Here is a 25307-nt window from a genome sequence, read left to right as displayed (position 1 = left end):
CTTATGCCTTCCACTCAAGATTCCGCCATCAAACTCAGTGTGACTCGTGGTTACGGACGCGACATACCACTTGATGAATTTCTCGAAGAACTCAAGGCGATGGGAATCGTTGCTGTGGATCTGGTGTCACCCAAGGATTGGGCGACGGTCCACAAACATGGGCTCGCGGTGTCGCTTGGAAGTGGGGCCGGTATGGGGCTTCGCAAGGGGTTCAATCGCACCGATTTACACGATGATTTGGTGGCAGACTATTCAAAAGTTATCAATGCAGCCGCAGATGCAGGAGTTGGAAGCCTGATTTGTTTCTCCGGCAATCGTGATGGAATGGACGATGCAACGGGATTGCGTAATTGTGCTGAAGGGCTCAAGCGGCTGATGCCACTGTGTGAAGAAAAGGGAATCACGTTGGTGATGGAATTGCTCAATAGCAAGTTGAATCACCCTGGTTATATGTGCGACCATACCGATTGGGGTGTGCGACTGTGTAAAGCGATTGGCTCGGAGCGTTTTAAGTTGCTGTATGACATCTATCACATGCAGATCATGGAAGGAAACGTGATCAGCACGATTCGCAATAACATTGATTACATCGCTGATTTTCATGTCGCTGGGAATCCTGGTCGGCACGAGCCAGATGATACGCAAGAAATCTATTATCCAGCGGTCATGCAAGCGATTGTGGATAGCGGCTACGACGGTTACGTGGCGTTTGAATTTAGCCCCGCAAAAAGAAACCCGAGTCACCAGGAACGTTTAGAATCGCTTCGCAAATCGGTTGAGATTTGCGCTGTTTAGTTTCTGAAAAAGTTCGACTGGGCCGCTCTGACATAACGCTAAGACGACATGATACTTAGCTATTGGTCCGTATTTTGAGATTGGCCGCTGAGTTGTTCAAGTTGTTGTGCATCAATCACGTGAACTGAGCGGTCTTGATCGAACTCGATCACTCCTTGTTCTGCCAATCGACGTAGGACGCGTGAAAAGGTTTCGCTTGTCAAATTAAGATGATTGGCTAAGTCTTTCTTCGCACCGGGCAACTGAATTCGCCCCGATGCATCGCATGGCGAGTCGTAAAGGAGACGAGTGACTCGCCCCATTGCATCACGCAGCGCGATGTCTTCGAGAAGTTGCACGAAATGGCGAACCCAAAATGCCATCCCCGTGAGCAGTTGGCGACAGAGTTGGTGGTTCAACGCAAGTTCCTGTTGCAACCGATCGGTTGGAATCATCACACATCCGGCCGGTTGAGCTGCGTCGGCACATGCTGGCAATGCAAATCCACCGATCGCGGCGACTTCGGCAAAGGTCTGGCCAGGGCCGCAAAGATGCAGGACGTGTTGTTGGCCGTTGGGTGCAAGCCGGAACACGCGAACCAAACCGTGATCGACGACGAATAGGCCTGGGCAGGCTTCCTCTTGAACAAAGATCGGCGTGCCCTGTTTGAAACGTTTACGTACCGCCATCGACGTCAAAACCGCTCGTTGTGTGTCATCGAGGCCGCGGAACAGCCCGCAAGACCGAATCACTTCCTCGTCCGTACGGGGGCTTTTTTGAGAACGGGATTGAATATTCATAGAAAAATGCTTTGGCTTGATCTAGGTCAAGGTGTCGGTTTCGAAAAGCGTCGACAATGCGTTCTGTACTTTTGAATCTCTAAATCTTACCCTTTCGATGGATCGGTAAACATGACTGCAATTCCCGTATGCCCACCTTTGTTTTGTGATCAATGCGAGCAAACCTCACGAGGCGTTGGCTGCTCAATCGGTGATAAGCCGGGCGTCTGCGGCAAGGACAAAGACGTCCAGTCGTTGCAGGAAATCCTGCTATATGGTCTCAAAGGGATGGCCTCTTACGCTCATCATGCTCGTCGGCTGGGCAAAACGGACGAGGAAGTCAACGCGTTCATCGAAGAGGCTCTCTTTTCGACAGTAACGAATGTAAACTTTGATGTCGATAGTTTGCTAGAGCTTGTTCTTAAATGCGGTGAGATCAATTTGAAGGTAATGAAGATGCTCGACGAAGGGCATGTCGAGGCCCTCGGAAAACCGCGTCCAACCACGGTTGATCATGGTACCAAAGCAGGGCCCGGGATTTTGGTAACCGGCCACGATATGGTCGACTTGCTTCAGTTGCTGAAACAGGTCGAGGGGACCAACATCAACGTCTACACTCACGGTGAGATGCTGCCTGCTCACATGTATCCGGTGCTTGGCGACCATCCCAATTTGGCAGGACATTTTGGCGGTGCCTGGCAAAAACAAAAGACCGAATTCTCGGCGTTTCCTGGTCCCGTATTGGCGACAACCAACTGTTTGCTGTTGCCGCGTGAAGCCTACAAAGATCGTCTATTTCACACTCGCGCTACGGCCGTACCCGAAGGAGTGAAGGTGCCTGACGATGACTTTTCGATGGTCATCGAGTGCGCAAAAAAATGCGAACCATGTGTCGAACACCTCGAAAAACAATCGACCGTCGGATTCCACCGCACAGTGATTTTGGACAAAGCTGCCGATATTGTCGAAGCGGTTAAAGGTGGCAATATCAGTCACTTCTTTGTCATTGGTGGTTGCGACGGCGCTGAACCGGGACGAAACTACTACAGCGACTACGCACAGGCAACTCCATCGGACAGCTTCATTTTAACGCTCGGTTGTGGCAAATATCGCATCAACGGCTTTGACTACGGCGAACATCTTGGGTTGCCGCGTCTAATGGACATGGGCCAGTGCAACGACGCATATGGTGCGATTGCCGTTGCTGTCGCGCTCGCGGATGCATTTGATTGTTCGGTGAACGATTTGCCTCTGACGATTGTGTTGAGTTGGTTCGAGCAAAAAGCGGTTGCAGTCCTACTAACGCTATTGTCGCTTGGCGTGAAAGATATCCGGATTGGACCCGCTGCTCCGGCATTCATTTCGCCGAACATCATGGCGAAATTGCAGGAGGTCTATAATCTGCAATTGATCGGACCCGACGGCGCGGCTGATTGTGCCGAAGCCGTCGGTGCCTAGTTCGTCGTGGCAAGCAAACGCTATTGGATCTCGAATAGCTCGACGATGAAGTGCAAGGTTGCGTTACCCGGAATGGTGGGTGGCGCGCCGCGGGGACCATAGCCGATCTTGGAAGGGATTTCTAATTCGATCATTCCCCCTTCGCCGACCAACTGCATTCCTTCGGTCCAACCAGGGATGACGCGGTTCAGCGGAAATGCAATTTTTTGACCGCGACGGTATGAACTGTCAAAGATCGTTTTGTTGTCGAGCCATCCCTTGTAATGGACTTGGACTTTATCGGTCGCCTTTGGTTTGGCTTTGTCGCTCTTTCGCAAAATACGATACTTCAAGCCCGACTCGGTCTTCTTGAATTCGGCCGAGGCATCCTCGTCAATAGAACCCGGCGCCTCCTTTTCTTGAGAATCAGCAGGCCCTGGTTTGAGAATCGGTTTTTCGTCCTCGGCTGAGGTGTTGTCGGGGCTAACCATCGAAACGAGGCAGAACATCAGGGTGAATAGCAAAAATTTTGTCATGAACTGGTTTCCTAAAGTGGTGGAGGTAGTCAGTAAGTGCGACAAAGTGTACCAGAAATTGCAAATTGTTTAGTACCCCGTGCGGGACCATGCTGAGATCGATGGCGCGTCGCTTGTCGAGCAATTTCGAACTCGTACACTGATGCTGTGGTGACAAAAGACAACTCATCGCCCCGATGCGATCCTCTACTGGCGGACATGAACAAGCCAATGCCTGAATCTGAAACCGATCCCACAACTTTGCCTCCCCGCAGCATCGCGCCGGTGGCCCGGTTGTCGCCTCGTGCATTGACCATTGCGTTGTTGGTGGTATGCATTGCGCCGCTTGCTGGGCTAAGTCTGTACGCCACCTTGTATGGGCGCGCGGCAGAGAAGTCATTGCCCGTGGAGATTTCACTCGACCGCCAAGTCATGCAATCACCTGGCGCTCAAGGTGGGCTACTCGTGGACGTAGTTGTTATCAAGAACTTAGCCGAATTTGATATTCCCAATTTGACCATTAATTTGAATGGTCAGTATTTCTTGTACCGTGACCCGCCACTTGAAAAAGGGGAAACGTTGGTGCTTCCTCAAGGCATCTTTATGACGAAGGCGAACCAGCGTTTTGCCCCTGGACGCTATCCGATCACCGAAGTGACTATCACCGGAAAACTGCCTAGCAAGGCTCGTGGGGTCACCGAAATTAATTTCGATTCCTAGTGCAGTCACGGTTTGCACTACCATCCAATTGCGACTGTTCGGTCGGTGGCGATGGGCCAATATGTCACACATTTAACAGTTAGCCGTTCGGTCGCATGTCGACGAATTGCAACTCCTCCTCAGTAGCACAGTGTTGTAAGTAAACAAATACGCTGCTCAAGACGCTCTTCGTTACGAATCAAATCAGTCGCTCGAGATACTGATTGCTTACCGAATCAGGTGCGTGGCAAATTGCATGGCAAAGCGGGCTGGTGATTTGTCCTTTGCTTCAATAAGTCATTGCGATCGATCAGAACGCACAGTAGTATTCGAACTCAACTTCCCACCAAATTCCCCGCTGAATGAAAGTCTGGTTTCAATATGAACCGTGTGCTCGTTCTCTCTTGCTTTATGCTCTGCTGTCTTCCCCTTTCTGTCGGATGCGGCTCTGGAAGCGGTCCCGTTGAACTTAAGTCTGTCGAGTCGATCACCGCCGACGAAATTGAAGCTCAAGAGGACTATGCGAAGCAACGCGCTCAACGTGAGCGTGAGCAACACGGCAGCTAAAAGTTTGGTTGCCCCCTATTTGGATCCCCGTCCGATGGATGCAACCGCTATCCCTCTAGCGGTGCGCGTGGTCTGAGTTTCAAACGGAGCTTTTGGCTTTTGGCTATCTGATTGCAAAGTCCGCCGTCGGATTTTGCAGTCATCATCGATGTATTTGTTTTTTTCTGTTTCACTCTCTAGGAGAACTATGTAATGAATTTTTCTACCCGTCGACGACGGGGGTTCACGCTTGTTGAGCTTTTGGTTGTTATCGCCATCATTGGCGTTTTGGTTGGGCTATTGTTGCCCGCCGTGCAGGCAGCTCGTGAAGCTGCTCGCCGTATGAGTTGCAGTAACAATTTCAAGCAAATTGGTCTTGGGCTGCACAACTATCATTCGGCCTTTGGAATGCTGCCGAAGCAATCAGGTGGTACCTATAATCTAGGTCCTGGTAACAACGACAACATTATCAGTTGGCTCGTTTGTTTGACACCGTTTATTGAGCAACAAGCGTTGTGGGAGAGTATTTCCAATCCATACGGCTTTAATCGCGATGGAACGCCAAGGGTCCCAACTTTTAACTCCATGGGGCCGATTCCTTGGGACAGAAACTACTTGCCGTGGTTAACTCAGGTCCCCGGCTACCGGTGTCCAAGTGATCCAAACCTTCCTACCTCTACAAGTTGCGCAATGACCAATTACGCTGCATGTTTAGGCGATACTGTAAATGAAATCCACTTTGGTGGCATTAATAGCAATGGGGTTCCCCATACCGCCCAAAACGGTGGCAACAATCCTTGGAACGAAGCACGATTAAAAGCGTTTGATCGAGGAACGTTCTTCTGTCGGCATTTCACCCGTTTCCGCGATATCCTTGATGGCCTAGCCAATACCATGGCTGCGGGTGAGATTTGCACTGGCGACGGGCGTTTCGAGACTTTCTCGCATATGGCAGTCGATGGTAACTTCCGAGATCTTCCTCCGAATCACTGGGAATCGAATGGTTGGATTAACCCAGAACGTCCTCGATTCTGGAAGACAGAGGGTGGTCCTACTCTGATGGGGTGGGACACGTATCAACGTCGAGGTTGTTCATGGGCCGATGGACGTCCCTACTACACCAGTATGAATACCGTCCGCCCACCAAATAGCTACATTGTTGGCCGTTGGGAAGACGCAGATTGCATTGCTCCTCCATCGAGTCGCCACCAAGGCGGATGTCACATTTTGATGGGAGACGGTGCGGTTAAGTTTGTCACCGACTCAATCGAAAGTGGCGATCAATCCGTCAAAGCTCTTGGCGATCCCTACAACAATCACCCTGGTCTGGAGAGTCCGTACGGGGTTTGGGGAGCTATGGGGACCAAGAATGCGAAAGAAACGGTTGATATGACGTTCTAAGTTTGCGTTGAACAAGACTTAAACTCTTACGGAAACGGGTGTGGCTTTATGGCCGCACCCGTTTTTTTTTGGCTCGTCTATATTTGCAGACCTGAACTTTCCGCTTGTTTAGACGGTATGCAAGACTTTCGCACCGGTTCTTCGTCATGACGGTGGCATGAACACGACACGCGTGTGAATTGGAAGACGGGACTGTGTGATCGATATTGAGCGTCGGCCTTCAATCACCGCGATAGAACTCCTTTCGAATCGTCGAATTCGCATGGATTTTGCTCTTTTTCTGGTCTCTGACCGCGAAAACATGCCATCAAATTCAGGATCCTGTCATCAACCCCATTAAATATGCCTGACTTAACAATTGATTGCGGTGATCGGGAATGGGGGAAATCAGGGTTGCCAAGCGGACGAGAAAGAGTCTAAGAGTCTAGCTTGAAAAGGCTAAATTTCCGCTGTATCGACATTGTCAATCTGTCGATCGGTACCGCACGGTGAGCGAAAAGGATTCGCGATGACGAAGAAATTCTCCACAAACACGCTTGTAACCTTGTTGGGAAGCTTGCTGTTTGCTGCCATTTTGGTGACCCAAACCGGCTGTTTGGGATTGGTGGCAAATTTGGTCCATGCAGTGGGGGCTGACAAAGTGCCGGCGGACTATAAAGATTCCAAAGAGCTGGAAGACTCACGATTGGCGATCGTCACGATTGCGGACAACAGTGAGTATTCCGATAATATTTCCGCGCGACTTCTGAGCCGCTATGTTGGTGAAATTCTGCTTCGTGAACTCGATGACGTGAAACTGGTTCGCGAAGATGAGATCGCCGATTGGCGAGACAGTAATGGTTGGAACAATGTTGACTTTGCCGAGATAGGCAAAGGTGTCAAAGCGGAGAAGGTGCTCGGGATCGAGCTTCGCAATTTACGACTTCGCGACGGCGCGACGCTTTACCGAGGACGAGCGGACGCTTCGGTCACGTTGATCGACGCCGCGACGGGCGAAGTCCTTTATCGACGCGATCTCGATGAGTTCACTTATCCGGTTTCGGCAGGCCAGTACACCAGCGAAACGAACGAAACGAGGTTCCGCAAACTCTATCTTGGGATGTTAGCCCAACAAATTGGACGTTCGTTTCACCCCTATGATTTTAGCGAAACCATCGCAATTGATGGTGCAATCGCTAGCCAGTGATAGTGATACTGCGTTTTACTCGGCGGGGTCAAAGCCCACGGCGGAATCGGCCGCGTCGTCATCGCCTTTCAAGAGGTCGGAAGCCTGGACGATCCCAGCATAGGCTCTTTCTTGAGCCTCGACCTCATCGGCAGCAGGGCCAGCGATATCTCTTAGCACCTCAAGCTGCTCCTTCAGAGCTGCGACAAACTCCAGTTTGGTGTCATGCGCCCGATCGTTCAATGCGTCCACGACCGGTTGCATTTCTTCAAGCCATATCATGAGCTCTTGCTGTTGCGCTTCAGGAACCGAAGCGTAAAGCCCACCATTTGGTTGTTCGTTCTCGAGATCGAGCTTGGGACTACCGGTTACGCCTAGGAGAATTTGTTCAAGGATTGAGTTGAGTCGCTTGCGGGAGGCAACGACTTCGGGCGGCTGAGGGTTCGCAGCAGGCATGCTATAACCTCCGCCCATCATTTGGTCATATCCGCCGCCCATCATCATGTCGTCGTAGCCACCGCCCATCATCATGTCGTCGTAGCCACCACCCATCATTTCTTCGTAACCCTCTCCTCCGCTGCCACCCGACATCATGTCGTCGTAGCCACCGCCCATCATTTCATCATATCCCCCAGATCCACCCATCATGCCGCTACGAGCCATTGCGGTTGGTTTCTCGGGGGCGAGATGAGATGAAGGTTTGGACGGTTGCTGCATCGCTTGCTTTCCGCGACCGAGCGATGCCATGTGTGTTAGCTCGTCTCGAAAGCCTTTCCAGGCACGAACTGACCAATTCTCGAGTACTTTTTCCGGGGCGTCCACTTGACCTTTTAGTTCCTCGGGCATGCGGCCCACTGTGGCCGCCGAATACAACGCGATCAAATTCGTCCGTTTGGGATCGGAACTGATCGTAACCAAATCCTTGGCGAGGGCCGGACGGTCATCGGTGTTGAGATAGTCCAGAATGTCGACTGCGTATCGTTGTAGAAATGCGTGAGCTTGTTCGGTGCGATCGTCCGGAGTGGGTTCTTTCAGCAGATCACTCATGAGGGTGGTCAATTTCGTGCGATCCGCGGCTGAAATGCCTGGGAAATTATACATCGAATGGCGCCGGATGCCTTGCAAACCCGCCGCTCGGATGCCCTCATCGTTTTTCTGGTCTTCGTAGAGTTTGATCAAAATGGGCAACGAGTACCGCAGGGGGGTTGGCGGACGCTGGTTGGCTTGGTCCGCAACTCGTTCGTCGAGTCGACCTAGAGCAATCGTAGCGTTGATGCGCGCGACGGTTTGATAGTTTCCTTCGGCAACCCCTTTCATCCCGACATAGATCCACTCGAGCAACTTCTTCGCACTGGGGCTTCCACTTCGTTGTGCGCGATTGAGATAGCTGAGTGAATCCTGCGTCAACTTGGACACTTCTTCAAACGAGTCGGGCTGAGTCATTTTTCCGGGCAAATAGGTCTGGAAAAAAGCTTGTGCGATCCGTAGGCTGCCAAACGCTGCTGGGTCACCTCGGTAACTCGCGTACGCTCCAGCTGCCCTTTCCATCCTGCGGACGTTCGCTTCTTCCTTGAAAGCCGGGTTCATCTGAATCACATCAAATTTGCCGTTTGCCGCTCCTTGTCCGTTCGAGGACACGCACAAGACCGACATGGTTGCTGCGATCAGGAACAGAAACAAGATCGCCAAGGCTTTTTGCGTATGGCTTCGTGTTTGCGTTTTCGTTGCCGCTCGAAGAGTCATAGCGATTTCACTCGTTTTTTGCTGAGATTTGCGTGCAAAGAGAAGTTTAGGGACGCCACTATTATCATCGACACCCCCGCCCATCGTCAAATGAATCTCGCCCATCGAGGCCAAGAATCCTCGCAAAAGTTCGGCAAATACGGCAAAATCCGACCCATTAGAGGGCTCGCTTGCAGGAGAAATTTTCTTTGCTAGGGATCGATCGACGATCTTGGAATCCAGGGCTGAAAAGATTACGCTCTCGGTGCTACCCCATTTGCTCGGTCGATCCGTTTTTCCGACCCTTTTTTCGACTCCGCCAAGCAACGGACCGCTTCGCATTATGAGCCGCTTTTCTAAACGCTCTTCCACTCCCAACGCGGCTGGTTCAATCGGGTCAAAAGTGCACTCGTGCGGCGCGGTCAAACCTCGCGATCCAGCACTTCTTGATCGGCTCGCCAAACAAGTCGCGTCACGCCAATTCTCGCCCGGCCAAATCGCTTCGTGGCAGAACGAAATATACAGGGCAACCTTGTCGCTCAGCCGTGTGATTGACCGTCCCAATTTCTCGAAGGTCGGGCGGGACGACTTGGTGCGTTTGGTTCAAATGATCGACGAGCGTTTTTTTGACGGGCTGATCCTGCCTGCTGCTTTTGCCGAGGGACTTTCGTTCGGTTTCTCCTCACGCATGACACAGGTCGCTGGAAAATTGGTCACGCACTACCCCGAAGGCACCCAACACGGGAAACGGAAGTTTGAATTGGTCCTTTCCTCGACGCTCTTGTTTCAGACCTTCGAAGATGCTGATCGCCAAGTCGAAGTTACCGGACGGCTTTGTAAGGATCGGTTGCAAGCGATGCAGCGTGTGGCCGAACACGAATTCACACATCTGGTGGAAATGCTAATTTGGAATGACGGAAATTGCAGCGAGGCGAGGTTTCAGTCGATCGCACGACGACATTTTGATCACCGCGATTTCCGCCACGACTTAATCACTCAACGCGAACGAGCGGTCCGAAAGTTCAATATCCGTGTTGGCGATCAAGTTCGTTTTGTCCATGACGGCCATGTCTTGTTAGGCCGCGTCAACCGAATCACTCGCCGTGCCACTGTGTTAGTAGAAAACCCTAAAGGCGAACGATTTAGTGACGGCGGCCGTTACACGCGATTCTACGTGCCACTCGAAAAACTATCAAAGTCGAATTCAAGGAAAACGTGATGAAGGTACTCGTATTGACGGGGGCTGGTATTTCAGCCGAATCAGGGGTCCCCACGTTTCGCGATGCAAATGGTTTATGGGAGGGGCATCGCTTTGAAGATGTGGCGACACCCGAGGCGTTTCGAAGCAATCCCGCTCTGGTGCACCAGTTTTATAACGAACGCCGACGCCGACTCCAGGAGCCCGATATACAGCCGAACGCCGCTCACATCGCGTTGGCGGAATTTGAGAAAAAGCATGACGATGACTTCTTGTTGGTCACGCAAAACATCGACGGTTTGCATAAGCGGGCTGGCAGTCAAAACGTTTTGGCGATGCACGGGGAACTGTTGAAAGCCCGCTGCGTTGATACGGGTTCAATATTCGATTGGACCGGGGATTTAGATGCCTCGACACCTCATCCGCTCAACCCCAATGCGGTCGGTCGACTTCGGCCTCACGTTGTTTGGTTTGGTGAAATGCCCATTGGACTTGAACAAATCGAAGCCGCAGCCGCTAAGGCTGATCTGTTTATTGCGATCGGCACGTCCGCGGTCGTCTATCCAGCGGCGAGTATCGTGCAATGGACCCAACCCACATGTCGCCGAATTGAAATCAATCTCGATGCAACACCGAGTTCGCCAATCTTCGACGAATCCATTCGTGGAAAGGCGACGGTGGAAGTGGGGAAGTTTTTGAAGTCATTGACTCTTTAAAGCATTACCCTCGCTGCAAAGGATTAGCCACGATTCGGACGCGGAATGTTTTTTCGGCCAGCTCCTTTGGCGCCTTTTCGGCGTTTCTTTTGGCGACCGGTTGCGCCGGTGGATGCGGTTGAGAATTCGACTTCCGAAAGGGGTTTGCCGATGTTTTCTCGGAGTTGCATGAGGCGGTCTCGTAGCGCAGCGGCGCGTTCAAATTCGAGGTCTTCGGCTGCGGAAAGCATTTCACGTTCGAGTGCTTCGACATATTCGAGCGTAATGTAGGCTTCCGCCGATTCGTCGGCCGCAGCCGTCGCTTGACGCTGCTTAGCAACATCGGCTTCGATTCCTGCTCGGATGGCTTTTCGAATGGTTTCCGGGGTGATGCCGTGCTCCTCGTTGTACTTTTCTTGAATTTGGCGACGGCGGCTCGTTTCCTCGATCGCCATTTTCATCGAATTGGTGACCTTGTCCGCGTATAGAATGACTTTCGAATTGGCATTCCGTGCTGCACGCCCTATCGTTTGAATCAAACTGGTTTCACTTCTTAGGAATCCTTCTTTGTCCGCGTCAAGGATCGCGACGAGCGAGACTTCGGGGAGGTCGAGCCCTTCACGCAATAGATTCACACCGACGAGGCAATCAAACCGGCCGGCTCGCAATTCTTGCAACAAGTCGACTCGCTCGAAGGCATCGAGTTCACTGTGAAGCCAACGACAGCGAACGTTTTGTTCCTGCAAAAATGCCGAGAGGTCCTCGGCGAGTCGCTTGGTTAACGCGGTCACAAGGACCCGCTCATTCTTTGCGGCACGGATACGGATTTCTTCGAGCAAGTGTTTGACTTGGCCACGAGCGGATTCGACTTCAACGATCGGATCCAACAGCCCAGTAGGGCGAATGATTTGCTCGACGACTTCTCCTTGAGTTCGTTCAAGCTCATATGGGCTTGGCGTTGCGCTGACGAAACAAATTTGGGCGGTCCGATTTTCCCATTCTTCGAATTTCAACGGTCGGTTGTCCAATGCGCTGGGCAAACGAAAACCGTGGTCCACCAATGTCGTTTTCCGGCTCCGGTCGCCGGCGTACATTGCGCGCACTTGCGGAATCGTGACATGCGATTCGTCGACAAACGTGATGAAATCGTCAGGGAAAAAATCATAAAGCGTATCGGGTGTTGAGCCGGGCGGCTTGCCCGAAAGGGGGCGGCTATAGTTTTCGATGCCAGGACAATGGCCGACTTCGGCTAGCATTTCGAGGTCGAATCGAGTACGTGCAGAAATGCGTTGTGCTTCGAGCAGTTTGCCCTGTTGCTGGAAGACTTCAAGTTGTTGGGCGAGTTCTTCGCGGATGCCGCGGATCGCGGCTTGGATGCGTTTTTCGGGCATGACAAAGTGCCTTGCCGGATAGATGTAAAGATGATCCACCGTTTTGATCGTTTCACCAGAGACAGGTTTGATCAAAGAAATCTGTTCGATCTCGTCGCCCCACATTTCGATTCGGAAAGCAAATTCTTCGTAACTTGGCCATAGCTCGATGCTGTCACCGCGGACACGGAATTTGCCTCGTTCAAATGCGACGTCATTACGTTCATAAAGAACGTCAACGAATTTAAGTAGTAAGTGATCGCGTCGAACGGTTTCCCCTTTATGCAGCGAAACGATCAATTGGCGGTAGTCGTCGGGTGATCCGAGACCGTAGATACTACTGACGGATGCGACGATGACGGCATCGCGACGACTGACGAGCGAGCTTGTGGTCGCCAATCGGAGTCGATCAATTTCTTGATTGATCGATGAGTCCTTTTCGATGTAAACGTCACGCTGCGGAATGTACGCTTCGGGTTGGTAGTAATCGTAGTAGCTGACGAAATAATGAACTGCGTTGGCAGGGAAGAATTCTTTGAACTCACCGTAAAGCTGAGCGGCTAGCGTCTTGTTGTGACTGAGAATCAATGCAGGGCGGCCGAGGTTGGCGATCACGTTCGCCATCGTAAAGGTTTTTCCGGTGCCGGTCGCACCGAGCAGAACTTGAGTACTGCGGCCCGACTGAAAGCCACGTGTCAATTCCTCGATCGCTTGCGGTTGATCCCCTGACGGTTCGAAGGGACGCGCAAGTTGAAATGCGGCGGGCGGAAGCGAAATGGATGACATTGGCGTAAATTCCAGGGACGGTTCCGAGGTCGGAATGCAGGACGCGTTCTTTGCTAGCCATCACTCTAACCAAGACATCCCCGTTCGACGATGGTGGATCGGGATACCGACCTTTTACCGGTCAAGATACGCTAGCGAAGGGATGGGCGAATCGACGCTACAGTAGTCACCAATGGCGACGAGCGTTTTGGGCCCTATCCCTGAAACCCGTCGTAGTTCGGCGACGGTTCGGAATTCACCGTGCTGGTTCCGGTTATGGACGATTCGATCTGCCAGAACGGGGCCCACCGTCGGTAACAGAGCGAACTCGCGAGGATTTGCATGGTTGATGTCCAAAACCATTTTCGTGTCGCGCGGAGCCATCATCAAATGCTCGGCACGATCTTGGATACTTGATAAGCACGCCCATAGGAATGCCGTTAACGAAAACAGAAGACCGATAACCAGTGTCCATTGGACTCTCGCTAGGGAAAGCGGAGTTGCATCAGCGTTGGTACCGTTAGAACCGACCATGGTGACGGATGAATCAACTCCATGACAAGCAGGTGACAGAAAGAATACACTCCAATCGACGACACGTTCCAGTGCCGTACTCATCGGGCGCCGGCTGCATTATGATAATGCCACGGTTTGACGATCAAGCCTTCAGGCCATTTCTTCACCTATTTTGCTCGAAAAAAGAGACATTTACTAGCATTGATATTTGTGGGTTTGATTCTCCTGAGAAGGATCTCCCTACTCGATTTAATCAACCGTTTCTCTTCAACCAACTAGATTGAATTCCATGAAAGACTACCGAACTGTTGTTGCCGACGAAGCACTCGAGAATGACTTGCGAGCCCTGGTGCGATTGTCCATTGCCGAAGATCTTCGTAACGCGGTGGATTGGACAACGGTATGTTTGATTCCGCCGGATCGGCGCGGTTGTTGTCAGATCGTGCCTCGAGTGACCGGGATTTGTGCTGGCTTAGCAGTGCTTCCATGGATCGTAGATGAGTTCGATGCCGACTTGGAAGTGGAATGTCATTGCCAAGACAAGGCGTCATTAACTCCGGGTAACGCAATTGCAACGATGCGAGGCAATGTGCGTGATTTGCTCACATGCGAACGAACAGTACTCAACGTGATTAATCGTTTGTGTGGGATCGCAACGTTGACCGGTCGGTATGTTGAAGCGATTGGTGAAAGCTCGTCGCGTTTGTACGACACTCGCAAGACGACACCGGGTTGGCGATTACTTGAAAAGTATGCGGTCGCGTGCGGCGGTGGTCATAATCACCGAAGTGGTCTGTACGATGGGTTTTTGATCAAAGACAACCACTTGGCGTTGGCCGGCGATAGGGATGAGGCCAGTGGAACTTCCGAGAAAATGTCGGCCAGTGCGGCTGCACAGAAAGCTATCGATTGGCGTGGTGCCACCGTGGAACACCTTCAAGCACCCGAGATTGTGGAAATCGAAGTCGATTCGTTGGACCAATTTCGAGACGTGATCCAAGTCCGCCCCGATATTGTCTTGTTGGATAACTTCACTGTTAGCGAACTTCGCGAAGCCGTGGCGATTCGCGATCAAGCGGATGTGCCGATTGAGCTCGAAGCATCAGGCAATGTGCGTTTAGAGACAATCGCTGAAATTGCTACAACCGGTGTAGATCGAATTAGTTGCGGTGCATTGACGCACCAAGCGACCTCTTTGGACCTCGGATTGGATTGGATAGGCGAAACGCTGAGCTAGGGTTTTGTGCAGTAGCCCAGGGTTTCGAAATTGGTTGCTGTGACGATCAGCCTCTTTGAAACGCCTTTCCCAAAGCAAATCCGCTCATGCAATCTCCAATCGTGCATCATCGACGATGTTGGGATTTTATCCAACCGGCTCTCGATTCCGCCGGTGTATTCGCATCGCTGGCGATCGTCAAATGGATTGCTCGCGGCGCAATCGACGACGCGGCTCAAGCGATGGGTTTGATCGCCGTGGTCGTGTTTTTGCTGACCGGTCAATTGACGGGGTTGTACCGCAAAAGCCACGCGGGTTCGGCGAATATGGAAATTTCAAGCATCCTCGGTACATGGAGTATCACGGTGCTTGTGCTCGCGTTCCTAGGGTTTGCAACTCGATATAGCCAGGAATTCGCTCGCTCGGTGATGTTTTCTTGGGTCATCCTTGCACCATCGCTGATTGGCTTGTCGCGTATGTCTTTGCGCATCATTCAAGAGGGACTTCTGCGTCGAGGCGTCGGGGCACGACGAATCGCGATTGCCGGATTGAATCAATTAGGAATCCAAATGGCGGCGAACGTCGAAAACGATCCCTCGCTAGGCTTTAATCTTGTGGGATTCTTTGACGACCGCAACGAGGTTCGATTTGACGCCACCAGCACGCAAAAGCATTCGCTAACGGGCGATTTGCCCGAGATGGTACGAATGGCGAGAAATGGAATAATCGACACGATTTTCATCACGCTGCCGATGCGTGCGGAGGACCGAATCCGTGAATTGCTTGATGAGCTCAGTGACTCGACGGTGTCGGTCTATATCGTGCCTGATTTTTTCGTGTTTGAACTATTGCATTCACGATGGAACAGCATGGGCGGGATTCCCGCGGTGAGTGTTTTTGAAAACCCGCTATTTGGTGTCGATGGCGTTATGAAACGCGTCACGGATGTGGCGATTTCGTTAGCCGCATTGGTGGTATCCGCAATTCCAATGAGCCTGATCGCGTTAGCGGTTAAGTTTACTTCGCCCGGACCTGTTTTCTTTCGTCAAAAGCGCTATGGATTGGATGGCCGAGAAATCTTGGTCTGGAAATTCCGCTCCATGCGAACCTGTGACAATGGCCCCGTGGTCAAACAAGCGACCAAGAACGATCCTCGGGTCACGCGAATTGGAAATCTGTTAAGGCGAACCAGCCTCGATGAATTGCCGCAATTGTTCAACGTGCTTGAGGGATCGATGTCATTGGTTGGCCCGCGTCCTCATGCATCGGCTCATAATGAGCAATACCGAAGCCGAATTCGCGGATACATGCTTCGGCATAAAGTGAAGCCAGGTATTACCGGATTGGCGCAGGTCAATGGATGTCGTGGCGAGACGGACACGATCGAAAAAATGGAGCAACGAGTCGATTGGGATCACCGCTACATTCGCAGTTGGTCGCTTTGGCTTGACATCAAGATTCTGCTCAAAACGCTGCGAGTCGTTTGGAGCCAGGAAGCATACTAATGCCTACAAGTACGTTCTGCCGTTGCTGAGTTCGATGCCGCATGTGTCGGCGTTGTCGCCGCGTGCAAAACGCCATTGTGCTTGATTGGCCTGCAGTAGCGTCCAATCTTGGATTAGTGACAATTCGGCTTCTTGGAGGCGGGTTGCAAACTGAACTCGTTCAAATAGCGATACTCGGTTCTCTTTGTAGAGTTCGTTGTAGATTTCCACCTGTTCGGCAAGCTTCTCCAATTGAGCTTCGCGGGCTTCGATCGTTGCTCGAGCGGTGTCGATGAACGCTTTAGTTTCTCGCAATTGCCCCACAATGTCATGGGAGACTTTTCGTGCTTGGGCTTGTTCTTGACAGAGTAAATAACTCAACCGTCGTACGTCGGCGCGTTCGCTTCGCTGAGTGAGTCGTCGTTCATACGTGATCCCGACGCCCCAAAGTTCGTAATCGCCATCAAAGACAGTCGATGAGGACGAATCGAGTTCTTTGGCTAGTCCAAGTTGTTGATACTGCGTATACGCTTTGATATCCGGCAGCAGAGAATTTTTTGCTGCCGCAAGTCGGTATTGAATTTCCTTGACCTTCGCTTGTTGGAAAACGATTTCTGGGCGACTCATTGCATGGCTAATCGCAGCGCTCAAGTCGGTGGGTTCATCGAGATGGTTAACGTCATAGACTGGCTCGATTGGCAATCCAATCTCGGGATTCGATTCTAAAGAGCACAAGCTGTTGTCGGCGTAAAGCTGGTCAGCGATTCCTAACAGTCGTCGTAGCTTCATCTCCGACACATCCACTTCGACTTTGGCTTGTGCCGCACTGATAATGAAGTCACCAAGCAAAGTCATCGCTTGGATCTGCTGCGGTTTTGCGCTCAGCCCCAAATCCCCACGCTCGATTTCTTGTTCGTTATAGATCTCACCCAACCGGACGTAGCGTTTGGCGACATCAAGGCGTCGGCGTGCACCGGCCAATTCCCAATAGGCGATATCAATGTCACGGACGATCTCACGCAATTCCGTGTAGAACTCGTATTGTGATTGTTCCTGTTTTGCTTGGGCGACACGTAGTTTGACGGTCGCTGCGGCTTTACCACGTCCGCGAAGCAGTGGTTGGATGTAGTTAATATTGATTGACGATTCCCATGCGGATGGCAAAATCAGTTCGGAACCGGCCGGCACAAAGCGTTGGTAGTCGGTCCCGACCCCAATCTCATAACTGCCGCCGTTCATCAATCTTTGTTTCAAATAGATTTGATTCAATCCATCGACTGGTTTGAAAAAGTCGCGGTTCTGATAATTCGTCTTTGCGCCAAAGTTTTGAATTTCGCTGCGGACTTGGCGGTCGTCTTCGCCCCCGAAGACCGAGAGGCCAAAAACAGGGTCAAAGTCACCCCGTTCAAATGATACTGCTGCCGCATTCGCTTTCGGAGCAGGTTGTAGCACAGCAACATCACGGTTGTTAGTGATTCCCAAATGGACGCTGTCCACCAAGGTTAGTTGCCAAGTTGGTACGTGTGGAAAAGGGGCTGCCATCGCTTTTTGCAGCGCATCTGACTCTTCGTTGTTTTCTTCGTCCTTGTCCTCACCTTCTTCAGCATCATCCGACTGCTTCTCGGAATCGTCGTCAATTTTCCGATTTGACGGATCCGTTTCGCTTTCCAATGAATCTTGTTTCTCTACATCGATTTCTTCAGGTGTTTTGTTGGACGCCGAAGCGGATGGATTTCCAAGGTCGAGTTCTTTGTCATTTTGGTCGTGGTTCCGAGGTGGCGGCAATTCTTCGACGTCTGTGGCGTCGGTCTCTTCCGCTTCCGCTTCCGCTTCGTCCTTGTTCGGATAGCTGGCGAAAGAACGTGCCGCGATCCGTTTGGGCCTTGGGAACGCACTGCTCGTTAGAGAGGGAATTGGCAACCGAGATGGTTTCGGGATTTGCAGCTTTGTTGATGCCAGCGGGGTTGTTGATGCCAGCGGGGTTGTTGATGCCAGCGGGGGATCACAAAACGGGTTGTGGGTTAATCGTGGTGGTGTGGTAGGTCCTGCAATGCGATCTGCTGAATTTCTTTTTTTCGTTGGAGTCCAGGGTGTTGTTGTTTGATTGGCCTTGGCCGAAACCGGCGGAACTCGAAACGCGTGTTCTGCGCCTTCAGACGCTCTCGAAGCATGTGTGAGCGGGTAGGCTACAAAGCAAACCAGCAGCATTAAGCCGATTGTGATTGCAATGGATTGCTTAGGAATCATTTGAATGCAGCCAAATTTGGTCCATCAAAACAAGGGTGTTCTAATGCATTCGACCGTTAATACGTGTGTTCATCGGTGGAACCGTACTACGCCGAGGCATTTGCCCCACTACGAAGAGCCGCAAAAAAGAAAAAGGCACCTTAATCGGCAAAACTTGCCAATCAAAGTGCCTTGTATGTAGCGTTCGTTAAGGTTCAATCTTCGTGCTTGCCCTTCATGGATCGAAAGGCAACGAATCACGCTGCTATTAAATTAAATCACAGCGAGAAAACGAGTTATGCGACGGGCTTCTTCATGAAAGCTTCCGCATCAGCGATTTTGCTATCGTCGGGAACCGCGTCGCTATCCACTTTGAACCAATCTTCTTCAAATTTCATATAGCCACTCTTGCCCGACGCTGCATTTTTGAGTGCAACATTGGTGGCCATAGCGATGACTGCATCGCCCATCGCGACCTCTGGATAGCACCGAACATTGTTCTCGCCATCTGGATTGCGTATGCAGTACGCCCAATGCTCGATTTCTTCTTGGTAGCCTCGGCTAACTGGCCCCGCAGCGGCGGCTTTTGCCGTCGGCGCGGCGTAGTCGCCACTTGCGCTTGTATCGAGAGCATAACCGCCCTCTTTCTTAGACACGCCCACTTTGCTGCTGGTGTCGCTATTTCGATACAGTAGTACGTCGGTTTCCTTTTCCAAGACTAACGTCCCCTTGGTTCCCATCACGACTTCGCCCCAGCCGCCGAAACCGTTTCCGTTGATCGACGAATAGGTCACAACCACCTTCTTGTTCGGATCGGTTTCGTAACCTTCGACAGGACCGTTGCGAGGTTGTTTGGGGTTCGGGTACTGTTGGACACGGTCGTAGTAACCGACATCGAAGGTTTCCGAATATTCCGGTCCTGGGAACTCAAACATGCAATACACGTGGTCGCCCACTTCACGGTCCATTGGCATGATGTGACGTCCACCAACCGCATGAACGCTGAGAGGGTGCACCTTCTTTCCGTCGTCTCGAAGCGAACTAAGGAAGATGCTGACTGCATCGAGTTGGTGACTGCCTAGTTCTGCCATCAAACCTGCACCGGTTGGGCCGAACAATCGCCAACGATGCAGCAGTTCCATTGGACTGAATATTTTGCCTTGCAGCGTGTATTCGTTGTAGCCAAACTTTGATGGATCGATCGTCTTGTCCTGATCCCAAGCTTCCCACTGAGCGATTTCCATTTTCAGGTTTTCACGCAGTTTCGGATCGACGGTGCCTTCGAGAGCTTCGCGGCGGTATTGAAGATCCTTGGCGATGCGATCGAAGATTTTTCCGTCCTTCATCTTCTCGCCACCCGGGATCGGCATCGACCAGCTATCGGCGCCCGGCAAATTGCCTCGGTGCCATTGGGCACGAATATGATGCAGTTGGCCGAGCAGTCCCCAGCGGATGAGGTTGACCGCGTTGTCGTACTTAACGTTGTAGTGACGTTGGTGGCCGGTCGCCAAATGGATAGGATTTCCGCCCTTGTCTTCGAGCTGGGCTGCCATGCGGGACATCACTTTACATTGGGCAACGTTATGTGCCATCAACTTTTCGGTCAGCACATGCAGACCACGCTCCATCGCTTGAGCGGCAACCGGTGCATGTAGCCAAAGCGGCAATGCAATGATAATCGCTTCGATATCGGGATCATCCAGACACGCCATGATTCCACCGTTGCTGGCGTCATAGACTTTGACGTTGCGGCGAGCTTCGGCCTCGTCCTTGTATCCAGCGACATTGATCAAACCGGGGCGACGACCAAGTGCAGCAGGACTGGACCAATCACCGTTGAAAGCTCGGAATTGGCTGAACGGCCGGATGTCGCAAATCGCCTTCACTTCGACGTACTCGGGATTGCATCCGCCAATCAATACATTGCCTTCGTCGCCGGTACCGATTACGGCGACCCGTACTGGATCCTTTACTTTGCCATAGCCAAAGTAGGCAGCCCCGAGTCCCGCACCACTAACCGCACCGGCGGAAATGATGCCTCGCAGGAAGTCGCGACGGTTGACGTCGTAGTAGCTGCCAACCGCTTCGTAATAGTTGTCTTCGCCGACTTTGCGGTCGTCAGTGGATAGTTTATCGACCATGGTTCTATGCCTCGTTACTAGTTTTTGATTCGCTGATTGGGGATTTTCGGTTCAAAAGTTGAACCTAAGCGTTTTGGCTGGGGCCACCCCAGACTTTACGGACGATGAGATGAAGGAAGTAATCGAGGCCGGCAAAACGTCCAGCACCCGTCGCTGCCAGCACCAAACAGCCCATCGATTCAATCAATTGATACATACTCGATGTAGGGCCAGTGGTCGGCGGAAATTGGCTCAGTACAACTGAACCGAGAAAACCGGCGGCGGCTAACGCTGCGACGGGAGTGAATAACCCAAATAGCAGACATAAACCAACGGCGATATCAAAATAGGGCAACATCACATCAATGATACTCGTGTCCATCAACGCGCTGCGCGGCTTCATTAATTTATAGGCGGGCGTCGAGTCGACTTGTTCGCGAGTGGCCAGGGCATTTTGCGTCCCGATATAAGTTTCCCAAAGCGAGTTGATTTGCCCCAGTGCTGGTTTTCCTTTGCCTGTCCACTCTTTGCGGATCGTGTCTCGCTGGCCACCCAGGCTCGAAACACCGTCGCGAACCGGATCGGAGTCCAATTTCGCTATCCGAGCGACTCCGAGTTTGAACTCTTCCAAATCCGCAGCGTTTTCGCTGATAATCCAGTCATACTGTTCGACCGCTTTGGCGTAGTTCGCCTGGGCTTGTCGAGTTTGTTCTTTGTCAAAGCCGTAATGCTCAGCGACTTCATCGCGAACCGTGGCCCATTGAAGCATCACGGTGTCGCGGTCAAGACGGATCGAACCATCGTTGTCCCAAACCATCCCGCGGAATTGTTCTGCCAGCGGGCCTTTGGCGTTCACGAAAAAGGGTGCTGCGGTCCAATTACCAGCGGAATATTTTTCCATTCCCTCGGTGTAAAAGTGCCATCCAATGGTCACCCGTAGCAGGACCAACGCGAGGGCACCAAGGATGCTCAGCAGTCTCGGAGAAAGCTCCCAGCCAACGGCCAAACGCAGCGGCAAAAATATTTGCTTTCTCACAGAACGCAGACTCCTAGTCAGAGGATAACTTCGCAGCAAGCAGCCAGCCAAAGGGGCCGCTTTGGAAAGGTGGGAAGGTAAGCGAGAGCCGGTCTAGAAGGGCTCTCTGCGATTAAGTCGACTCCATTATGGCAGCTTGAGCGAAAAAAGCCAAGGAGAAGTTAAGCAAAATTTCTGCGGATGTTTCTGCGGCAAATCGTCCCGATGACAGCTTCATTAAGGCCCGAGAAAACTCAATTGGGCGGAAAAACAAATTCCATTTTTTGCTTGTCAAGTCACTGACCCGACGCTGCCTCGACGGTAGGCTAACGTCATCGTCGATACGCGGCTTGTCCGCGACTCTGCGTTGCGGCGGCTTCCACTCAACGATCCACTGTTAACCAATGTTGACACATCAACATTGTCGAAAGGGCATTGGAAGAGGCGAGTACTTGTCTTTTTACGGAGAATCAACTGATGAACGCACCGCTTGAAATTGCTGAAACCGAAGCCGAGTTGGCCCCCCCAAAGCCATTCGCTCATCTCCATTGCCACAGCCACTACAGCCTTTTGGACGGGGCGGGCGATGTCGGAAAATTGGTTGATCGCTGTGTTAGCCACGGTATGAATGCGATGGCGCTTACCGATCATGGCAACCTGCACGGTGCGTTGGAATTTTATCGTAAAGCCAAAGGTGCGGGGATCAACCCAATTATTGGCTATGAAGCATACATTGCTCCAGGAAGCCGTTTCGACAAAGGAGGCGCCAGTAGCAGTAAGCAAGCCAGCTATCACCTGACGCTGCTAGCGAAAAATCGCACCGGTTTCGGCAACCTCGTTCGACTCGCTAGCGCTGCGTCACTTGAAGGTTTCTATTTTAAACCGCGGATCGATAAGGAAATCCTGGAAAAATATAACGAAGGGATCATTTGCTTGTCGGGCTGCGTCAGCAGCGAGTTTAGCCGCGCGATTTTAAAGGGCATCCAAACCGAGGAGCACGAAAAAGAGGCACGTGATATCGCCGGTTGGTTCGAACGTGTTTTTGGGGATCGCTACTTCATCGAAATCATGAACAACGGCGTCGAGATCCAACGGCAACAATTGGAGGGGGCCGTCGACATCGCAAACCGCGTTGGCATCCCGTTGGTCGCCACCAGCGATTGTCACTACGTCGATCAATCGGACGCGGAGGCACAAGATATCATGTTGTGCATTAACACCGGCCGGTTCCGCACCGACACGTCGCGAATGAAGATGGAGAACGACCAATTCTTCTTGCGCAGCCCCGGTGAAATGTACGAAAAGTTTCCCGGACTCGAGCATGCGGTCGCACGCAGCCAGGAAATCGCAGACTCTGTCGAAATTGAAATCGAACTCGGCAAGCACTTCTTCCCCAAGTTTGAGTGCCCCGATAACAAAAAGCCAATAGAGTATTTGCGAGAGTTGTGCGTCGTAGGATTGTTGGACCGGTACGAGGGTGACACCGAACGTATCGTTGATGGCGAACTTTCCGAGGAAGTGATCGCTCGACTCGATCGCGAACTTGGCGTGATCGAAAAACTCGGTTTCCCAACTTACTTTTTGATCGTTTGGGACTTCGTCAATTACGCTCGCGATCAAGGTATCTCAGCGACCGCTCGTGGTAGCGGGGTCGGTGCAATCGTTTGTTATGCACTTTACATGTCGCACGTCTGTCCACTCCGGTACGACCTGCTGTTTGAACGTTTCTTAGATGAAAGTCGAACCGAGCCGCCAGATATCGATATTGACTTTGAAAAAGAACGTCGTATCGAAGTGATTGACTACGTCAAGCGGCGCTATGGAAACGACATGGTTTGCCAAATCGGGACCTTTGGAACATTGGCCGCCCGAGCGGCGATCAAGGATACCGGCCGTGCGCTTGGTGTCCCGCTAGTGCGTGTGAACCAGATCACCGAAATGGTCCCGGACGAGCTGAAGATCACGATCAAAAAAGCACTTGATAAGAGTGCCGATTTGAAAATGACCTACGATGGTGATCCCGAAGTCCGCGAACTACTCGATCTAGCGATGAAGATCGAAGGTTTGGCACGAAATATCGGTACGCACGCTGCTGCGGTGGTTATTGCGGATCGGCCGTTGACCGAATTCGTCCCACTGACACGCGTTCCTGGGAAACAGGATGTCATCACTCAGTGGTCGATGAACGATGTGGAAGCATCGGGGCTACTGAAAATGGACTTTCTCGGTCTTCGTAACCTCACGATCCTAAGTCGGACGGTCAAATTGATCGAGCAAACGACCGGAAAAGCGATCGATCCGCTGAAGTTTCCGCTTGATGACAAGGAAAGTTACGCATTGTTGCAGCGGGGCGAAACCAAGGGAGTTTTTCAGCTCGAATCGGGTGGCATTCGTGACCTGTTAACGCGAATGAAGCCTGACCAATTTAGCGACATCATCGCGACAGCGGCACTCTATCGCCCAGGTCCGCTCGAAGGCGGTATGGTCGATGACTACGTGAATATCAAACACGGTCGTCAGCAACCCGAGTACAAGCATCCGGTGCTCAAAGAGATTCTTGAAGAGACCAACTCGATCATGGTCTATCAGGAACAAGTGATGCGGATTCTAAATCGTCTCGGTAATGTCCCGTTGGCCAAGGCCTATACGTGTATTAAGGCGATCAGCAAAAAGAAAGAGGCGTTGATCAACCAGAACCACGATGTCTTTATCAAGGGCTGTGGCGAAAGTGGCCTTGGCGAAAAAGATGCTGAAGATATTTGGACGCTGATCGTCAAGTTTGCCGGTTATGGTTTCAATAAGTCCCACAGCACCGCTTACGCACTTGTTGCCTACCAAACCGCATATTTAAAAGCTCACTATCCCGTTGAGTTTATGGCGGCTCTTTTGTCGAGCGATATTTCGGGACGCAACTTTAAGCGGAAAGATGCGTTGGTCGAGCATATGGAAGACTGCGACCGTATGGAGATTGAGATCGTCCATCCTGATGTCAACACAAGCGACGCGGATTTTTCAGTTGATGATAGTAAGATTTTCTTTGCACTCTCGGCGATCAAAGGTTGTGGCGGTTCAACGGCAATATCGATTACCGAAGAACGCAAAAAGCATGGCCCCTACAAGGATATTTTTGATTTCTGTGAACGTGTTGACCAATCGGCCTGTAACAAGTCCGCGATTGAAACATTGGTCAAAGCCGGGGCGATGGATGGTTTCGGTGCGAAGCGGAGTCAACTGATTTCAGTGATTGAACGAGCTTTGCAGTCCGGAGCCGCTGTCCAAGCGGACAAAAGGAGCGGTCAGGTCAGTCTATTTGGCGCATTTGATGACGAAGAAGAGGACGGAGATGCTGCTACGTCGACTCCGTTGCCTGAGATGGATGAAATGCCCGAACGTGAGAAGCTCTTGGCGGAGAAAGAGGTCCTCGGATTCTATCTCGATAGCCATCCGCTAGCAGAATTTGAACCGAAACTTGCGACCTTCCGAACCCATACCACGGATGGACTTTCCGAGATCAAAGACCGCGGCGAAGTGACCCTTGGTGGCATGATTAGTTCGATCAAAATCGCGCATACGAAGAACCCCAAACCGGGGGCGCCGTCAAAGTACGCCAACTTCGACTTGGAGGACATGCAAGGGGCCATCCGATGTATCGTCTGGCCCAAAG

The 25307-nt window shown here is 51.7% G+C and carries 18 protein-coding genes; 10 read left to right on the top strand and 8 right to left on the bottom strand.

Annotation, left to right across the window (positions count from 1 at the left end; all coding sequences use genetic code 11):
• The first annotated feature begins 3 nt into the window (after positions 1 to 3).
• Positions 4 to 795: a hydroxypyruvate isomerase family protein gene (locus tag CA13_RS33300; RefSeq protein WP_146404396.1), complete on the top strand. Its 792-nt coding sequence runs from the start codon at positions 4 to 6 to the stop codon at positions 793 to 795.
• Positions 796 to 854: 59 nt separating this feature from the next.
• On the opposite strand, the gene CA13_RS33295 is transcribed toward CA13_RS33300, so the two are convergent.
• Positions 855 to 1574: a Crp/Fnr family transcriptional regulator gene (locus CA13_RS33295; protein WP_419195288.1), complete on the bottom strand. Its 720-nt coding sequence runs from the start codon at positions 1572 to 1574 to the stop codon at positions 855 to 857.
• Positions 1575 to 1685: 111 nt separating this feature from the next.
• Here CA13_RS33295 and hcp point away from each other — a divergent pair, with 111 nt between their 5' ends.
• Positions 1686 to 3011 carry a hydroxylamine reductase gene (gene hcp / locus CA13_RS33290; RefSeq protein ID WP_473087525.1) on the top strand — a complete coding sequence of 442 codons (1326 nt, stop codon included), beginning with the start codon at positions 1686 to 1688 and terminating at the stop codon, positions 3009 to 3011.
• Positions 3012 to 3031: 20 nt separating this feature from the next.
• Here the strand turns inward: hcp and CA13_RS33285 are convergent, their stop codons facing one another.
• On the bottom strand, positions 3032 to 3526 hold the full coding sequence (locus CA13_RS33285; protein ID WP_146404395.1) for an FKBP-type peptidyl-prolyl cis-trans isomerase: 495 nt from the start codon (positions 3524 to 3526) through the stop codon (positions 3032 to 3034).
• A 210-nt stretch (positions 3527 to 3736) separates the two neighbouring features.
• On the opposite strand from CA13_RS33285, the gene CA13_RS33280 reads away from it, so the two are divergent.
• The 3 genes from CA13_RS33280 to CA13_RS33265 all read left to right on the top strand — a co-directional run bounded on the left by CA13_RS33280 (position 3737) and on the right by CA13_RS33265 (position 7337).
• On the top strand, positions 3737 to 4225 hold the full coding sequence (locus tag CA13_RS33280) for a hypothetical protein (RefSeq protein WP_146404394.1): 489 nt from the start codon (positions 3737 to 3739) through the stop codon (positions 4223 to 4225).
• A 738-nt stretch (positions 4226 to 4963) separates the two neighbouring features.
• Positions 4964 to 6151, top strand: coding sequence for a DUF1559 domain-containing protein (locus CA13_RS33270; RefSeq protein ID WP_146404392.1), 1188 nt, complete (start codon positions 4964 to 4966; stop codon positions 6149 to 6151).
• Positions 6152 to 6659: 508 nt separating this feature from the next.
• Positions 6660 to 7337, top strand: coding sequence for a hypothetical protein (locus CA13_RS33265; protein WP_419195287.1), 678 nt, complete (start codon positions 6660 to 6662; stop codon positions 7335 to 7337).
• A 15-nt stretch (positions 7338 to 7352) separates the two neighbouring features.
• Here the strand turns inward: CA13_RS33265 and CA13_RS33260 are convergent, their stop codons facing one another.
• A complete protein-coding gene (locus tag CA13_RS33260) occupies positions 7353 to 9380 on the bottom strand; it encodes a hypothetical protein (RefSeq protein WP_146404391.1) in 2028 nt (675 codons plus the stop codon).
• A 1-nt stretch (position 9381) separates the two neighbouring features.
• Between CA13_RS33260 and CA13_RS33255 the strand changes: the two genes are divergently transcribed.
• Positions 9382 to 10257 carry a SprT family zinc-dependent metalloprotease gene (locus tag CA13_RS33255; RefSeq protein WP_419195286.1) on the top strand — a complete coding sequence of 292 codons (876 nt, stop codon included), beginning with the start codon at positions 9382 to 9384 and terminating at the stop codon, positions 10255 to 10257.
• The gene (locus CA13_RS33250; RefSeq protein WP_146404390.1) at positions 10257 to 10952 is read left to right on the top strand and encodes an NAD-dependent deacylase; all 696 of its coding nucleotides are present in this window, start codon (positions 10257 to 10259) and stop codon (positions 10950 to 10952) included. The genes CA13_RS33255 and CA13_RS33250 overlap by 1 nt, the downstream gene beginning before the upstream one ends.
• Positions 10953 to 10975: 23 nt before the next feature.
• On the opposite strand, the gene uvrB is transcribed toward CA13_RS33250, so the two are convergent.
• Together uvrB and CA13_RS33240 are read right to left on the bottom strand one after the other, a co-directional pair.
• Positions 10976 to 13087: an excinuclease ABC subunit UvrB gene (gene uvrB, locus CA13_RS33245; protein WP_146404389.1), complete on the bottom strand. Its 2112-nt coding sequence runs from the start codon at positions 13085 to 13087 to the stop codon at positions 10976 to 10978.
• Between the two features lie 114 nt (positions 13088 to 13201).
• On the bottom strand, positions 13202 to 13684 hold the full coding sequence (locus CA13_RS33240; RefSeq protein ID WP_419195285.1) for a ComEA family DNA-binding protein: 483 nt from the start codon (positions 13682 to 13684) through the stop codon (positions 13202 to 13204).
• A gap of 187 nt (positions 13685 to 13871) precedes the next feature.
• Between CA13_RS33240 and nadC the strand changes: the two genes are divergently transcribed.
• A complete protein-coding gene (gene nadC, locus CA13_RS33235; protein ID WP_146404388.1) occupies positions 13872 to 14819 on the top strand; it encodes a carboxylating nicotinate-nucleotide diphosphorylase in 948 nt (315 codons plus the stop codon).
• A gap of 86 nt (positions 14820 to 14905) precedes the next feature.
• Positions 14906 to 16303 (top strand): undecaprenyl-phosphate glucose phosphotransferase, encoded by a 1398-nt coding sequence (locus tag CA13_RS33230; RefSeq protein WP_146404387.1) that lies wholly within the window; start codon positions 14906 to 14908, stop codon positions 16301 to 16303.
• A gap of 3 nt (positions 16304 to 16306) precedes the next feature.
• Here the strand turns inward: CA13_RS33230 and CA13_RS33225 are convergent, their stop codons facing one another.
• The 3 genes from CA13_RS33225 to CA13_RS33215 form a co-directional block, all read right to left on the bottom strand.
• Positions 16307 to 18202: a TolC family protein gene (locus tag CA13_RS33225; protein ID WP_419195284.1), complete on the bottom strand. Its 1896-nt coding sequence runs from the start codon at positions 18200 to 18202 to the stop codon at positions 16307 to 16309.
• Between the two features lie 602 nt (positions 18203 to 18804).
• On the bottom strand, positions 18805 to 20649 hold the full coding sequence (locus CA13_RS33220; RefSeq protein ID WP_146404385.1) for a Gfo/Idh/MocA family protein: 1845 nt from the start codon (positions 20647 to 20649) through the stop codon (positions 18805 to 18807).
• Positions 20650 to 20713: 64 nt separating this feature from the next.
• A complete protein-coding gene (locus tag CA13_RS33215; protein WP_146404384.1) occupies positions 20714 to 21664 on the bottom strand; it encodes a DoxX family protein in 951 nt (316 codons plus the stop codon).
• A gap of 456 nt (positions 21665 to 22120) precedes the next feature.
• Between CA13_RS33215 and dnaE the strand changes: the two genes are divergently transcribed.
• The coding region (gene dnaE, locus CA13_RS33210) for a DNA polymerase III subunit alpha (protein WP_419195283.1) at positions 22121 to 25307 on the top strand (3187 nt) is incomplete at its 3' end.

The organism is Novipirellula herctigrandis (genome assembly GCA_007859835.1).
Lineage (GTDB): Bacteria > Planctomycetota > Planctomycetia > Pirellulales > Pirellulaceae > Novipirellula_A > Novipirellula_A herctigrandis.
The sequence above is the reverse complement of the archived record's forward strand: the minus strand, read 5'-3'. Positions and strand labels throughout refer to the sequence as shown.

What these genes read in the sequence shown, in the direction of transcription:
- CA13_RS33300 (WP_146404396.1), top strand. Translation starts at nt 4, where the DNA reads ATGCCTTCCACTCAAGATTCCGCCATCAAACTCAGTGTGACTCGTGGT.
- CA13_RS33295 (WP_419195288.1), bottom strand. Translation starts at nt 1,574, where the DNA reads ATGAATATTCAATCCCGTTCTCAAAAAAGCCCCCGTACGGACGAGGAA.
- hcp (WP_473087525.1), top strand. Translation starts at nt 1,686, where the DNA reads ATGACTGCAATTCCCGTATGCCCACCTTTGTTTTGTGATCAATGCGAG.
- CA13_RS33285 (WP_146404395.1), bottom strand. Translation starts at nt 3,526, where the DNA reads ATGACAAAATTTTTGCTATTCACCCTGATGTTCTGCCTCGTTTCGATG.
- CA13_RS33280 (WP_146404394.1), top strand. Translation starts at nt 3,737, where the DNA reads ATGCCTGAATCTGAAACCGATCCCACAACTTTGCCTCCCCGCAGCATC.
- CA13_RS33270 (WP_146404392.1), top strand. Translation starts at nt 4,964, where the DNA reads ATGAATTTTTCTACCCGTCGACGACGGGGGTTCACGCTTGTTGAGCTT.
- CA13_RS33265 (WP_419195287.1), top strand. Translation starts at nt 6,660, where the DNA reads ATGACGAAGAAATTCTCCACAAACACGCTTGTAACCTTGTTGGGAAGC.
- CA13_RS33260 (WP_146404391.1), bottom strand. Translation starts at nt 9,380, where the DNA reads ATGCGAAGCGGTCCGTTGCTTGGCGGAGTCGAAAAAAGGGTCGGAAAA.
- CA13_RS33255 (WP_419195286.1), top strand. Translation starts at nt 9,382, where the DNA reads ATGAGCCGCTTTTCTAAACGCTCTTCCACTCCCAACGCGGCTGGTTCA.
- CA13_RS33250 (WP_146404390.1), top strand. Translation starts at nt 10,257, where the DNA reads ATGAAGGTACTCGTATTGACGGGGGCTGGTATTTCAGCCGAATCAGGG.
- uvrB (WP_146404389.1), bottom strand. Translation starts at nt 13,087, where the DNA reads ATGTCATCCATTTCGCTTCCGCCCGCCGCATTTCAACTTGCGCGTCCC.
- CA13_RS33240 (WP_419195285.1), bottom strand. Translation starts at nt 13,684, where the DNA reads ATGAGTACGGCACTGGAACGTGTCGTCGATTGGAGTGTATTCTTTCTG.
- nadC (WP_146404388.1), top strand. Translation starts at nt 13,872, where the DNA reads ATGAAAGACTACCGAACTGTTGTTGCCGACGAAGCACTCGAGAATGAC.
- CA13_RS33230 (WP_146404387.1), top strand. Translation starts at nt 14,906, where the DNA reads ATGCAATCTCCAATCGTGCATCATCGACGATGTTGGGATTTTATCCAA.
- CA13_RS33220 (WP_146404385.1), bottom strand. Translation starts at nt 20,649, where the DNA reads ATGGTCGATAAACTATCCACTGACGACCGCAAAGTCGGCGAAGACAAC.